This window comes from Vibrio rubrogenes, assembly GCF_059641415.1.
This window is the reverse complement of the sequence record NZ_JCARSY010000004.1, coordinates 1-13,562: the sequence shown is the minus strand read 5'-3', so window position 1 is coordinate 13,562 and position 13,562 is coordinate 1. Positions and strand designations below refer to the sequence as shown.

The window sequence follows — 13,562 nt, the reverse complement described above, 5'->3', positions numbered from 1 at the left end:
CGAATGCCGAGCCTAAAGAGTTGAATCCTTTCACATCAGCATATTCTGCTGATTCCTCACAAAGCTTATCATTGTGCAAAAATTTCAAAAAAAAGCAATAAACATAGTATATAAATTCACTATACTCGGATAATTCGCGATAAAAATCGAATAAAAATGCTTTTTTTGTGCATTTTTCTTATATTAGAGGATAGAAAAATACCACATGAAAATGTAATCGTCATCAGTTTAAAATATAAATTAAAACTAATAATCTGGAATAAAAATCCAAATCAAATTTCAAATACATCTCAAGAAGACCACATAAAAAAATGCTGAAAAACACCAGATAGATGTTGTGAGTATCCAGAGTAAAACATACATACAATATATTAGACCAAAATAATCACTCACGCTGGTTGTTAACACTGTCATCATATTAACTAAATTTTTACATTCGATGTCCTAACAACCTAGTCAATTATACTAGGCTGACTATTGACAGTATCAATAATAGTATGAAACTGAATCTATTCAAAAATCGATGCGAAATAAAATTGCACTATTTTTTACGTTCATAAATCGATGCGCCACCAAACTGCGCGATGGCCGAATAGGAATAGGCGACAGAAAGAGGCTGGTCGGCGCACGAGAAATATCACAGAGACAAAAAAGCCCCGGCATCTGCCGAGGCTCTGAAAGTGGTCGGTGAAGAGGGATTCGAACCCCAAAACCATCCTCTGGTCCGCTTATACTTAAAAGAATCGATGCGCCACCAAACTGCGCGATGGCCGAATAGGAATAGGATGCAGAAAGAGGCTGGTCAGCACACGAGAAATATCGCAGATACAAAAAAGCCCCGGCATCTGCCGAGGCTCTGAAAGTGGTCGGTGAAGAGGGATTCGAACCCCCGACCCTCTGGTCCCAAACCAGATGCGCTACCAAACTGCGCTATTCACCGAGAATAAATGGGGTGGCTAACGAGACTCGAACTCGCGACAACCGGAATCACAATCCGGGGCTCTACCAACTGAGCTATAGCCACCACTGAAAAAGTGGTCGGTGAAGAGGGATTCGAACCCCCGACCCTCTGGTCCCAAACCAGATGCGCTACCAAACTGCGCTATTCACCGATACATTTATTGTTTGATATTGTCTATCACTGCCGACAGCATAAGATATATGCTCAAGGCAAACAGTCCGTTTGTCTCTCTGAAAAACAGCCCAAATGGGGAAGTGCTCTCAGGAAATGGGGTGGCTAACGAGACTCGAACTCGCGACAACCGGAATCACAATCCGGGGCTCTACCAACTGAGCTATAGCCACCATACGTCTGTTGCCGATCATTCCTCCGCAAATGGCGCGCCCGAAAGGATTCGAACCTTCGACCTTTGGCTCCGGAGGCCAACGCTCTATCCAGCTGAGCTACGGGCGCATCATGCCCTATCGGCGGAGGGGAATGATACGGATATCATGGTTTGTCGTCTAGTGTTTTTTCAACTTTTTTTCTCGTTTGACGCCTTTTTCGTCAGTCCTCACTGAAAAAAGCATCTCTTCGAGAATCAGACAGTTGGACGCTGCCGAAAAAGCATTGCACCGTACCGTGTCCTATCGTTGCTTTTCCCGCTTAATTCGTCAAGAATCCTTTTTAAACATGGCTCGCAAATTAGCAATATGAGCCTGCCCTTTTTCCATTCGTTCCTGTGGTGAAAGCTCTTTTTTCTTCTGTTCCCAAGTCACATCATCATAAGGTAATTCATCCAAAAAACGACTGTGCGTTGGGCGGATGAGCTCCCCATATTGGCGCCTTTCTTTACACACAATAAAGGTCATCTCTTTCTGAGCCCGGGTAATACCGACATACATCAGGCGCCGCTCTTCTTCGATGTTATCTTCATCAATGCTGGTTTGATGAGGCAAAATACCTTCTTCAGTGCCGATCAGATAAACATACGGAAATTCCAATCCTTTGGATGCGTGTAAGGTCATCAGTTGGACTGCATCACTGTCATCATTTTCTTCGCCGCGCTCCATCATGTCACGCAAAGTCAGGCGCTGAACCACCTCTTTGAGCGATTTTTCTTCCTGATCGGGGTTGTTCCCCTCTAAATCAGCGACAATCCATGAATAGAGGTCAGAAACGTTCTTCATTCTCATTTCAGCCGCTTTGGGGCTTGATGAGGTTTCGTACAGCCAGTCTTCATAATGAATATCGCGTACCAGTGAGCGTGCAACGTCAACGGTATCGCCTCTTTCTGCCTGATCCGATAACCGCACCAGCCATTGGGTAAAACGCCTTAAATTTTCCAGCCCTTTACCGGTCAGATGTTGCTCTAACCCAATTTCAAAACTGGCTTCAAACAGGCTTTTACCACGCATGTTGGCATAACTCCCCAGTTTCTCTAACGTCACCGGGCCAATCTCACGACGCGGTGTATTAACAATGCGCAAAAAAGCATTGTCATCATCAGGATTCACCAACACCCGCAGATACGCCATGATGTCTTTGATCTCAGCTCGTGCAAAGAAAGAGGTCCCCCCTGAGATTTTGTAAGGAACTCGGTTCTGCATCAGACTTTTTTCAATCAAACGGGATTGATGATTGCCCCGGTATAAAATGGCATAGTCACGATACGCTGCATGATTGATAAATTTGTGGGCAATAATTTCACCGGTGACACGTTCTGCTTCATGCTCATCATTATTGGCCATAATGACTTTCAGTTTTTCGCCGTCAGGGAGTTCAGAAAAGAGTTTCTTGTCGTATACGTGCGCATTATTGGCAATCAAAATATTGGCCGAATGCAAAATCCGGTTGGTCGAACGATAATTCTGCTCCAGCTTAATCAGCCGTAAATTCGGATAGTCTTCTCCCAACAACACCAGATTTTGTGGTTTGGCACCTCGCCATGAATAAATCGATTGGTCATCATCCCCTACAACCGTAAACCGGCCTCGCTCTCCCACCAGCAGCTTAACCAACTCATACTGACTGGTATTGGTATCCTGATATTCATCCACCAGCAGATAACGGATTCTTGACTGCCAGTGCTGCCTGACTTGCTCATTGTTTTTCAGTAATCCGACCGGCATCAGAATCAAGTCATCAAAATCCAGTGCATTGTAGGCCTTCATCTGGTTCTGATACAGCTCATAACAAAACGCAAATAGCTGTTCCTGTTCACCTCTGGCACTCGCCTTAGCCTGCGCCGGAGATAGCATGTCATTTTTCCAGTTGGAGATGGTGCTGAGCAACTGACGCAATAGATCCTTATCCCCATCGATCTGTGTTTCCGTCAACGCCTTGAGGAGAGCCAACTGGTCCTGATCATCAAACAAAGAAAAACCGGCCTTCAGACCGAGTGCTTTATATTCCCGGCGAATGATATTTAAGCCAAGCGTATGAAAAGTTGAAACCATCAGGCCACGGGATTCTTTTTTCCCTAGCGTTTGAGCGACCCGTTCTTTCATTTCTCTGGCCGCTTTATTGGTAAACGTCACCGCAGCAATATTGCGCGCTTTATAGCCACACTGTTGAACTAAATAGGCAATTTTATTGGTTATCACTCTGGTCTTACCTGATCCGGCACCGGCAAGCACCAAACACGGACCGGATATATATTTGACGGCTTCATCTTGTCTTGGATTTAACTTCATCCGTTATCTCATCTGCTCTGAACTTGATGACTGGTTTACGAGGACATTCACGCGCCCTCATGATAATGCCCGGCTGATAAATTTACCACTCGTGTTAATATGCGATTTTTTACATAATTTACTGCACAAGTGTGTTGCATATATGGCTACTCTGTAAGCTATAATGGCAGCCTAATTCATGCTTCAATACCAAAAAGTTAGCAATCAAGCGAACCAATTATTCTGATAGTTCATTCAGCTTTATCAGAAATTCACCTTATTGCATAAACTAGAGAAACAAACTTGTTGAGGCTAGTTCATCATTAAACTTGGAGTTTAACATCGAATGAAAAAGCGGACATTACTATGGACACTCTCGATGCTGCTGATTGTCATTGTGCTGTTAGGTAGTGTTATCGGAATAAATTTGTTCAAGCAAAAAGCGATGAATGACTATTTTGCCAACATGCCCGAACCCTCATTTCCGATTACAGTTTCTCAGATTAAAGTGCAAGATTGGACACCTGTTATTGAAGCGATCGGTTTTATTGAACCGAAACAGGGTGTGACACTCACCACTGAAACCAGTGGTGTGATTAAAGATATCACATTCGAATCAGGCGCTTCCGTCGAAAAAGGACAAATGCTGATGACGCTTGATTCAGCTGTTGAAAAAGCGAACTTAAAAAGTGCGCAAGTCCGTTTACCTGCGGCAAAAGCAAAATATGAGCGCTACAGAGGCCTGTATGCAAAAGGGTCTTTGTCTCAAGAATCTTTCGATGAAGCTGAAGCAACTTATTTCTCTCTGTCTGCCGATATCGAAAGTTTGAAAGCGACCATTGCCCGACGTGAAATTACGGCACCTTTCTCCGGTTCGGTGGGTATCCGCAATATCTATATCGGCCAATACTTGAATATCGGATCCAATATCGTCCGTCTGGAAGATACTTCAGTGATGCGTCTGCACTTCACGATACCGCAGACCGACCTATCTAAAATTTCAGTGGGTCAGGCCGTTAACATTGCTGTCGATGCTTATCCGGATGACTCGTTTAAAGGGACAATTAAAGCCATTGAGCCTGCGGTCAATGCCCAAAGTGGATTAGTTCAGGTAGAAGCCAATATCCCGAATAGCGACGGCAAGCTACGCAGCGGAATGTTTGCCAAAGCAAATATCCTACTACCAGTGCAAAAAGACCAGGTGATTATTCCTCAGGTGGCCATTGCCTACACGCTCTATGGTGACAGTGTTTACGTTGTGACCGAGAAAGATGGTGAAAAGCGTGTTAAGCAACATGTCATTCAGGTGGGAGAGCGCAAAAAAGATGTAGCTCACATATTAAGTGGTGTGAAAGACGGAGATATTATTGTCACTTCCGGTCAGGTCCGCTTAAGTAATGGCGCAAAAGTTCATGTGGTGGAAAGTGATACACTGACACCATCATCTGAAGTTCCCATGCTTTAACCGGAGGTTTCATGCGTTTTACTGATATTTTCATCAAACGTCCGGTTCTCGCTATCTCACTGAGTCTGCTGATTGCCTTGCTTGGATTACAAGCCGTATTCAAGTTGCAAGTCAGACAGTATCCAGAGATGACGAACACCGTGATCACCGTGACGACTGGCTACTATGGTGCCAGCTCGGATCTGATTCAGGGATTCATCACCCAACCCTTAGAGCAGGCCATTGCTCAAGCCGATAATATCGACTACATGACCTCTGAATCCTCAATGGGCGGTTCAATAATTACGATCAAAATGAAGCTCAATACCGATCCGAATGCGGCATTGGCTGATATTCTGGCAAAAACCAACTCGGTGCGTTCACAACTGCCAAAAGAAGCTGAAGACTCGAGTGTGACGATGTCAACCGGTTCAACGACTGCGGTACTCTATATCGGCTTTTCCAGTGATGAACTGAATTCCAGTCAAATCAACGACTATCTTGAGCGCGTGGTCAATCCACAGTTATTCTCAGTCAGTGGTGTGTCGAAGGTTGATCTCTATGGTGGGATCAAATATGGCCTGCGTATTTGGTTAGATCCCAATAAAATGGCCGCACTGAAACTGTCTGCATCGCAAATCATGAGTGTTCTGGGCGCGAATAACTATCAATCCGCGACGGGGCAATCGACAGGGGAGTTTGTCCTTTATAATGGTGATGCCGATACACAGGTTTCTACGACCACAGAGTTAGAACGGCTGGTCATCAAGTCGAATGGTGGTCAAATTATCCGCTTGGGAGACATTGCCAAAGTCTCGCTGGCAAAAAGCCATGATGCCTATCGGGCAACCGCAAACGGAAAAGAAGCCATTGTTGCCGCGATTAATGCTGCCCCCAGCGCCAACCCGATTGATATTGCACGTGATGTCAGAGCGATTATGCCGCGCATCGAAAAGAATATGCCGAGCAATATCAAGATGACGCTACTCTACGACTCGACAGAAGCAATCAACGAGTCGATTGACGAGGTTATCAAAACCATCGGAGAAGCCATTCTAATCGTCTTGGTGGTAATTACCCTTTTCCTCGGTTCTTTCCGCGCTGTCGTGATTCCAATCATCACGATACCTCTGTCTCTGATAGGGGTTTCTCTGGTGATGCAGGCTTTCGGGTTTTCTTGGAACTTAATGACGCTGCTTGCCATGGTACTTGCAATCGGCTTGGTTGTTGATGATGCGATCGTTGTTCTTGAAAACGTTGACCGTCACATTAAGCTGGGTGAGACACCGTTTAGAGCTGCGATTATCGGAACCCGAGAAATTGCATTACCGGTCATTGCCATGACGCTCACTCTGGCAGCGGTATACGCACCAATCGCACTGACACAAGGGATTACAGGCTCCCTCTTTAAAGAGTTTGCATTATCTCTGGCAGGTTCGGTAATCGTTTCAGGGATTATCGCACTGACGCTTTCACCGATGATGTGTTCAAAGATGCTTGTCGCACACGACACCCCCAGCGGATTTGAAAGTCGGGTTCACTCAGTCTTGGAGCGTATCACCAATCGCTACGAGAAGATGCTATCTGCTGTCATGATGCACCGCCCCGTTGTGATTGCTTTTGCCTTAATCATTCTTGCCAGCCTTCCGGTGCTGTTCAAATTTATTCCGACCGAACTGGCTCCGGCTGAAGATAAAGGGGTGGTGATGTTTATTGCCAATGGCCAGTCAAACGCTAACCTTGACTACATACAGAGAACCATGGAGCACGTCAATGATATTTTGATGAAGCAACCTGAAGTTAACTTAAATCTGGAATTTACTGGTGTGCCGAAATCAAACCAGTCTCTGGGTTTCTCGGTCATGGTGCCTTGGAGTCAGCGGGAAGCGAGTCAGTCTGAAATACAAAAACGACTACAAGGACTTCTTAAAGAAGTTCCGAGCATGTCTGTTTCGGCTTTCGAGATGCCAGAACTGCCGGGTGCCGGTTCAGGTCTACCGATTCAGTTAGTTCTGAAAACACCAAACAGCTTCGAAAACCTGTTTACTCTGGCTTCAGACATTCTGAGCAAAGTTCAACAGAGCCCCTTGTTTGTCTACTCAACACTGGATCTGAACTTCGATTCTGCAACGATGAAGATCAGCATTGATAAAGACAAAGCGGGTGCTTATGGAGTGACAATGCAGGATATTGGGACGACACTGGCAACGATGATGGCTGACGGGTATGTCAATCGCGTTGATCTCTATGGACGTTCCTATGAAGTCATTCCGCAAGTCGAGCGTAAGTATCGACTCAACCCTGAGTCGATGAACAATTACTATGTACTGGCCGCAAATGGAGATGCAATTCCCTTACGTAGTCTGATTAAGATTGATGTGGTTTCAGAACCTCGGGCATTACCTCACTTTGACCAGCTGAACTCAGCAACCATCAGTGCCGTACCAACCCCCGGAGTGACCATGGGAAGCGCACTTGAGTGGTTGAATCATGAAGTCGATAAGACGCTACCGACCGGATACACCCGCGACTACATGGGTGAATCTCGTCAGTTTATTACCGAAGGGAGCACACTCTATACGACCTTTGCTCTCGCTTTGGCGATTATCTTCTTGGTTCTGGCTATTCAGTTTGAATCCGTCAGAGATCCAATCGTCATCATGGTATCTGTACCACTCGCGATTTGTGGGGCTTTGGTCGCATTGGCATGGGGTGGATTCTTTGGTTTCACTTCTCTCAATATTTATTCTCAGGTCGGGTTGATTACGTTGATTGGTTTGATAACCAAGCATGGCATCTTGATTTGTGAGGTTGCCAAAGAGGTACAATTGAAATTCAATAAAGATCGGATTGAAGCCGTCATGGAAGCAGCTAAGATTCGTCTGCGTCCAATCCTGATGACAACAGCCGCAATGATTGCCGGTCTGATTCCATTAATGTATGCCACCGGTGCCGGTGCCAAACAGCGATTCAGTATCGGTATTGTGATTGTTGCTGGTCTTGCGATCGGAACATTGTTTACGCTGTTTGTACTTCCTGTCATCTACAGTTACTTGGCAGAGAAACACAAACCACTACCGGTTTTTGTGGAAGACGATGAAGAAAAGCAATCAACCAATGAAGCACCAACCCATACGGCTTCATAGACGTAAGGTGTGTTTGATATTCGGATAAGTGAAAGGCCACAGTTTGTGGCCTTTTTTGTCGACTTTCATAACGACTTTCTTGCCTGAATTACATAGAATAACAGGTAACAGAAGAGGAGTTTTACCCTATATGTTTGATCCCAAAAAGCTAGAGCAAGTCGCAAAACAGATTCATGATGCCATGCCGCAACCAGTCAAAGACCTTGGTGCTGATGTTGAACAAAAAGTTCGTCAGGTCATTCAGGGTCAATTGAATAAGCTGGATGTTGTCAGTCGTGAAGAATTTGATGTTCAGACACAAGTGTTACTTCGTACCCGTGAAAAGTTGACGCAACTGGAAGCAAAGGTTACTGAGTTGGAAGATAAATTGTCCAAGCAAGATCAATAACTGAAGTGAGAGCCGCTTGTCATGTCCTGCAAGCTTGATGACGACATCTCATGTCATTCAAAAGCAAAAGGCCTGAATCGAATGATTCAGGCCTTTTTATAACATAACCAGTTCAGTGATCGTCACCTAAAGTAGTGACAACAGCATCCGATTAACCACCAACGGCAATACGCTTCATGTCTTTCATATAACCACGCAACTCTTCACCGATATACTCGACCGGATGATTACGAATTACGCTGTTCACCTCAATCAGATAAGCGTTATCAACCTGATTAGACGTTTCGCCTAAGCCTTTACCAATCACATCCGTACTCACTGAAGGCATGAATTTTTCACGGAGTAGCGGAGTCGCAACATTGGCAAACAGGTAGTTTCCGTATTCTGCTGTATCAGAGATAACAACATTCATTTCATACAGACGCTTGCGAGCAATGGTATTGGCAATCAGTGGTAGCTCATGTAGAGACTCGTAATAAGCTGACTCATCAATGATCCCGGAAGCAGTCATCGCTTCAAATGCCAGCTCAACCCCAGCACGAACCATCGCGATCATCAGGATGCCGTGGTCAAAATATTCTTGCTCAGTGATTTTCACATCTGATTCAGGGTAGTTCTCAAATGCCGTTTCACCTGTTTCTTTACGCCAGTTCAGCAGATTTGCGTCATCATTTGCCCAGTCAGCCATCATCGTGCTAGAAAATTCACCGACAATGATGTCGTCCATATGTTTGTTATACAGAGGACGCAGTAAGTCTTTAAGATCTTCAGACAACTCAAATGCTTTGATTTTCGCAGGATTCGATAGACGATCCATCATATGCGTGATGCCACCGAACTTCAGGGCTTCCGTAATAGTTTCCCAACCGTATTGCAGCAGTTTTCCTGCGTAGCCGGCATCGATACCTTCGGCAACCATTTTTTCATAGCACACGATAGAGCCGGCTTGCAACATGCCGCACAGAATCGTTTGTTCACCCATCAGGTCTGATTTGACTTCAGCAACAAAAGAAGACTCCAGACAGCCCGCACGATGTCCACCAGTTGCAGCGGCCCATGCTTTCGCGATTTCCAGACCATCTCCTTGTGGATCATTTTCTGGGTGTACAGCAATAAGTGTCGGTACACCGAAACCACGCTTATACTCTTCACGAACTTCAGTTCCCGGGCACTTCGGTGCAACCATAACAACCGTCAAATCTTTACGGATTTGCATCCCTTCCTCAACGATATTGAAACCATGTGAATAGCCCAACGCTGCACCTTCTTTCATGAGAGGCATAATGGTTTCAACAACATTGGTATGCTGTTTATCAGGCGTCAAGTTAACCACCAGATCCGCTTGAGGAATCAGTTGCTCGTAGCTACCCACTTCAAAACCATTGTCTTTCGCATTCTTATAGGATTGACGTTGCTCATCGATCGCCGCCTGACGTAATGCATAGGCAACATCCAGACCAGAATCACGCATGTTCAGGCCTTGGTTTAAACCTTGTGCACCACAGCCAACGATCACAACTTTCTTACCTTTGAGGTAATCTGCTTCATTGGCAAATTCTTCACGGTCCATAAAACGGCAACGGCCAAGTTGATCCAGTTGCTGACGTAAGTTCAGTGTATTGAAATAGTTAGCCATGTAGGGGCTCCTTCGTTATTGATCCATCATGTCGGTAGCAGGCACCGAATATCCACATATTAAATCAGACATTCTGTTGCCGAAAGTGATATATTCACAACTAAGTATTGCAAAAAATGCAACACATTAGACAACAATATGAATATCAGAATATTAGAACTTTTTGTCCATCTCTGTGACAGTAAAAACTTTAGTAAAACTGCAGCGGCAATGCACATGAGTCCATCCGCATTAAGCCGTCAAATTCAAAAGTTTGAAGATGAAATCGGACAACACCTCTTTATCCGCGATAACCGCCGAGTAGAAGTGACGTCAACAGGCCTTCGACTTCTGCCGATCGCCTTGAAAATCATCAGTGAGTGGCAGCAGTTTCAGGCGGAACTGCATGAGAGTAACCAAACGCTGAAAGGTGAAATCCGCCTGTTTTGTTCGGTAACGGCTAGCTATAGCCACCTTCCGGAACTACTGGCTGATTTTCGCTCTCAACACCCGTTTATTGAATTCAAACTATTAACGGGTGATCCTGCTCAGGCAATCGACAAGGTCCTGAACAACGAAGCCGATCTAGCCATCTCAGCTTTGCCTGAACAACTGCCTAACCGCATTGTATTTGAATCGATCAGTGAGATACCGCTGTCAGTCATTGCCCCTGTCGGTGTCAGCAGCTTCGAGCAGGCTCTTCGTGCCGACCCGATTGACTGGTCAACGATTCCATTCATCGTCCCGGAATCAGGGACGGCAAGAGAAAGGGCCAATACTTGGTTTAAGGAAATGGGAATCAAACCCAATATCTATGCTCAAAGTGCCGGTCACGAAGCAATAGTGAGTATGGTTGCGCTCGGATACGGAATCGGGATTGCACCTGATGTTGTCATCAATAACAGCCCAGCCCGAGAAAAGGTGCAGCGCTTGCCGGAGAGTCAGTTGATACCACCGTTCCAATTGGGGGTCTGCTGCCGTCAGTCCCAATTAGAGCAACCGCTGGTAAAAGCCTTATGGCAGGTTGTCACAGCCAAAAGAAGTATTGTGACTTAATTCAGAACCGTTGGTTAGGCTGTAAAATAGTCGAGGCCAAGACATAGGGTAGGATATTGTGAATCCGCAAAAGATACTGACACCGTGTTTTTATACCTATATATTTACAAAATATTCTTCATAGTAAATATTCAATTCACCTTCTTATATATATCTCGTTAAAACACCATCGATTTAATGAATTTCAGAGCATAAAAATCCATATGAATTCAAGTTAATATTTTATTACATGACGTCCTTAAGAAAATATTGATCATTAAGATAATAAATATACAACACCATTCATTTAATAAATAGCTTAAACATTGCTCTGATGATTTCAGTCTCAAAGTGCTAAAGTATATTTTTCGGCACAATTCTCCGTAGTTTCACCCCAATCTGCTTCGATAAACGAACCTTTCCATCAGGGTTAAAATCTTTAGTCACTTGCCATGCATTCTCTGCTTCCATTTCTTTTAACATAGAAGCTTGCACATCTCTTGTAATATCAGGAGAGTAAATAATCGTCATACTTTCAGTATTCAAATTTGCACTGCGAGGATCAAAATTATAAGTCCCAATCACGGTAATATTATCATCAATTGTCATTGTCTTAGCATGGAGGCCAAATATCGGTATAGATGGTAATCGTTTATACATATGCTCCGACATCACCCTTTGCCTAATTTTAGCATCAGGTCTGAACTCATAAACTTCTATACCAGTATCCAGTAGTGCCTCTCTATTTCTTTGATAACCACTAAAAGCCTCCAGATTATCATTGGATGCCAGACTATTGGTGAGAATTTTTATTTTGACCCCTTTATTAATCAATTGACGTAGAAAAGCCCTGTCTCTTTTGGTCGTGATCAAATATGGTGTTTGAATCACGATGCTATCCCTCGCTTTTTCCGCAAGTTCAACCAACTTATCTTTGGTAATACTCCCACCACCGAGAAAGTGCTTCCGATCATTCTTGCCGGGAATATCAGCAATATATTCAACATGATCGATAAATAAAAATTTACCTTTATCCATAAGGTGATTAAAGGTCTCTGGTACTTCTTCGATCTCTTTTCTAATCTCTGGGTTAAAATTCTCAGGATTACACGCATAAGAATGTAACCGAGAAAAATTTGGGTTCTCCGGATATGGTTGACTCCCCATCAGATCTTCGACGGAAACACTGAGCTTACTTTGCCAATACTGTTCAAAAGATGCCTGTACTGAATGGACGGCTTTACCTGCGAGAAAAACATCTCTGTCCCTGAAATTATAGTCATGATCGAACCCAAAATATTCATCGGCAATATTGCGTCCACCGGTAATTGCGATTTGTTGATCAACCAGAAATACCTTGTTATGCATTCTCTGATTAAGACCATGGAAATCAGTCACAAGCGATGTAAGCTTTTGGAGAATATTCTTGCCGACATTCGCATTCGGATTATAAATTTTAATCTCGATATTCTTGTGGGCAGCCAGCATTAAAAGCTCATCTCCCCGAGCTTCCAGCATAATATCATCAACCAACACTCGAACTTTGACACCGCGCTCAGCAGCACGCACCAAATAATCGGTAGCAATCAGACCAACATTATCGATTGAAAATATAAAATATTGTACATCAATAGATTTTTCCGCACGTTCAGACAGCCATGCGCGGGACATCATCGCTTCCGTCCCTTGTTCCAACACATAGACTCCGGTCTTATGCTGCATTTCTGATGCAAAAGGTGCAGTAAACTGAGATAAGGTTTGAGTTGGACGATTCAGCGGTACAGCACAATAGTCATGATCGGATAATGGCACACTGTCTGGTGCAGACGAGCAACCAACAATAAAGAGAAAGATAGAATATAAAACAGTATTGATGCTGATTCTTTTTAACATAAATAAGTACGATAAGAAAATATGCTGGCAACGGAGTTGAATAACATACTCGATTGGTCACACAATGTCACTGCTACGCTTAGCGTGAAGCATAATACCGCCAAATCGATCTCATAATAGATTTTTTATTAAGATGAATATATCGAAGATATAGCCGCACAAAACTTTGAATAATCTGATATGCGAAGAGAGGGTTGAATAGGTGGAAAAGTTTAACTGATATGAATCAGTGATTTTTGGACATAAAAAAAGAGCTGTTGATAACAACAGCTCTTTTTAAAAAGTGGCGGAGAGATAGGGATTTGAACCCTAGGTACGCTATTAACGTACGCCGGTTTTCAAGACCGGTGCTTTCAACCACTCAGCCATCTCTCCACAAATTTTGTGACTAAAAACAGATCTAATTATTCTATTTTTAGCTAAATT

General features: G+C 44.0%; 7 protein-coding genes and 6 tRNA genes. 4 read left to right on the top strand and 9 right to left on the bottom strand.

The features are described 5' to 3' along the window. Positions 1-863 precede the first annotated feature (863 nt). The 6 genes from AC55NX_RS04550 to rep form a co-directional block, all read right to left on the bottom strand. A tRNA-Pro gene (locus AC55NX_RS04550) sits at positions 864-940 on the bottom strand. Between the two features lie 8 nt (positions 941-948). Then, positions 949-1,024 (bottom strand) — tRNA-His (locus tag AC55NX_RS04545). Between the two features lie 11 nt (positions 1,025-1,035). After that, positions 1,036-1,112: transfer RNA gene (locus AC55NX_RS04540), tRNA-Pro, on the bottom strand. A 117-nt stretch (positions 1,113-1,229) separates the two neighbouring features. Further along, positions 1,230-1,305: transfer RNA gene (locus AC55NX_RS04535), tRNA-His, on the bottom strand. Positions 1,306-1,337: 32 nt separating this feature from the next. Next, positions 1,338-1,414, bottom strand: a tRNA-Arg gene (locus AC55NX_RS04530). A 200-nt stretch (positions 1,415-1,614) separates the two neighbouring features. Beyond that, positions 1,615-3,636, bottom strand: a complete 2,022-nt coding sequence (gene rep / locus AC55NX_RS04525; protein ID WP_496994660.1) for a DNA helicase Rep — start codon at positions 3,634-3,636, stop codon at positions 1,615-1,617. A 325-nt stretch (positions 3,637-3,961) separates the two neighbouring features. Here rep and AC55NX_RS04520 point away from each other — a divergent pair, with 325 nt between their 5' ends. The 3 genes from AC55NX_RS04520 to ubiK all read left to right on the top strand — a co-directional run bounded on the left by AC55NX_RS04520 (position 3,962) and on the right by ubiK (position 8,593). Continuing rightward, positions 3,962-5,080, top strand: coding sequence for an efflux RND transporter periplasmic adaptor subunit (locus tag AC55NX_RS04520; protein ID WP_496994659.1), 1,119 nt, complete (start codon positions 3,962-3,964; stop codon positions 5,078-5,080). A gap of 11 nt (positions 5,081-5,091) precedes the next feature. Next, a complete protein-coding gene (locus tag AC55NX_RS04515; protein ID WP_496994658.1) occupies positions 5,092-8,205 on the top strand; it encodes a multidrug efflux RND transporter permease subunit in 3,114 nt (1,037 codons plus the stop codon). Between the two features lie 130 nt (positions 8,206-8,335). Continuing rightward, entirely contained in the window at positions 8,336-8,593 is a 258-nt protein-coding gene (gene ubiK, locus AC55NX_RS04510) for a ubiquinone biosynthesis accessory factor UbiK (protein ID WP_072962903.1), read from the top strand. 151 nt (positions 8,594-8,744) lie between these two features. Here the strand turns inward: ubiK and ilvC are convergent, their stop codons facing one another. Next, the gene (gene ilvC / locus AC55NX_RS04505; RefSeq protein WP_059119529.1) at positions 8,745-10,229 is read right to left on the bottom strand and encodes a ketol-acid reductoisomerase; all 1,485 of its coding nucleotides are present in this window, start codon (positions 10,227-10,229) and stop codon (positions 8,745-8,747) included. A gap of 138 nt (positions 10,230-10,367) precedes the next feature. Between ilvC and ilvY the strand changes: the two genes are divergently transcribed. Further along, positions 10,368-11,264, top strand: a complete 897-nt coding sequence (ilvY, locus tag AC55NX_RS04500; RefSeq protein WP_496994657.1) for an HTH-type transcriptional activator IlvY — start codon at positions 10,368-10,370, stop codon at positions 11,262-11,264. Between the two features lie 333 nt (positions 11,265-11,597). Here the strand turns inward: ilvY and AC55NX_RS04495 are convergent, their stop codons facing one another. Beyond that, positions 11,598-13,136, bottom strand: coding sequence for a phospholipase D family protein (locus AC55NX_RS04495; RefSeq protein ID WP_496994656.1), 1,539 nt, complete (start codon positions 13,134-13,136; stop codon positions 11,598-11,600). Between the two features lie 284 nt (positions 13,137-13,420). Beyond that, positions 13,421-13,511: transfer RNA gene (locus AC55NX_RS04490), tRNA-Ser, on the bottom strand. Between the last annotated feature and the right edge of the window lie 51 nt (positions 13,512-13,562).

Excerpts from the sequence above, each read along its gene's own strand:
- rep (WP_496994660.1), bottom strand. The coding sequence starts at position 3,636 with ATGAAGTTAAATCCAAGACAAGATGAAGCCGTCAAATATATATCCGGT.
- AC55NX_RS04515 (WP_496994658.1), top strand. The coding sequence starts at position 5,092 with ATGCGTTTTACTGATATTTTCATCAAACGTCCGGTTCTCGCTATCTCA.
- AC55NX_RS04520 (WP_496994659.1), top strand. The coding sequence starts at position 3,962 with ATGAAAAAGCGGACATTACTATGGACACTCTCGATGCTGCTGATTGTC.
- ilvC (WP_059119529.1), bottom strand. The coding sequence starts at position 10,229 with ATGGCTAACTATTTCAATACACTGAACTTACGTCAGCAACTGGATCAA.
- ubiK (WP_072962903.1), top strand. The coding sequence starts at position 8,336 with ATGTTTGATCCCAAAAAGCTAGAGCAAGTCGCAAAACAGATTCATGAT.
- AC55NX_RS04495 (WP_496994656.1), bottom strand. The coding sequence starts at position 13,136 with ATGTTAAAAAGAATCAGCATCAATACTGTTTTATATTCTATCTTTCTC.
- ilvY (WP_496994657.1), top strand. The coding sequence starts at position 10,368 with ATGAATATCAGAATATTAGAACTTTTTGTCCATCTCTGTGACAGTAAA.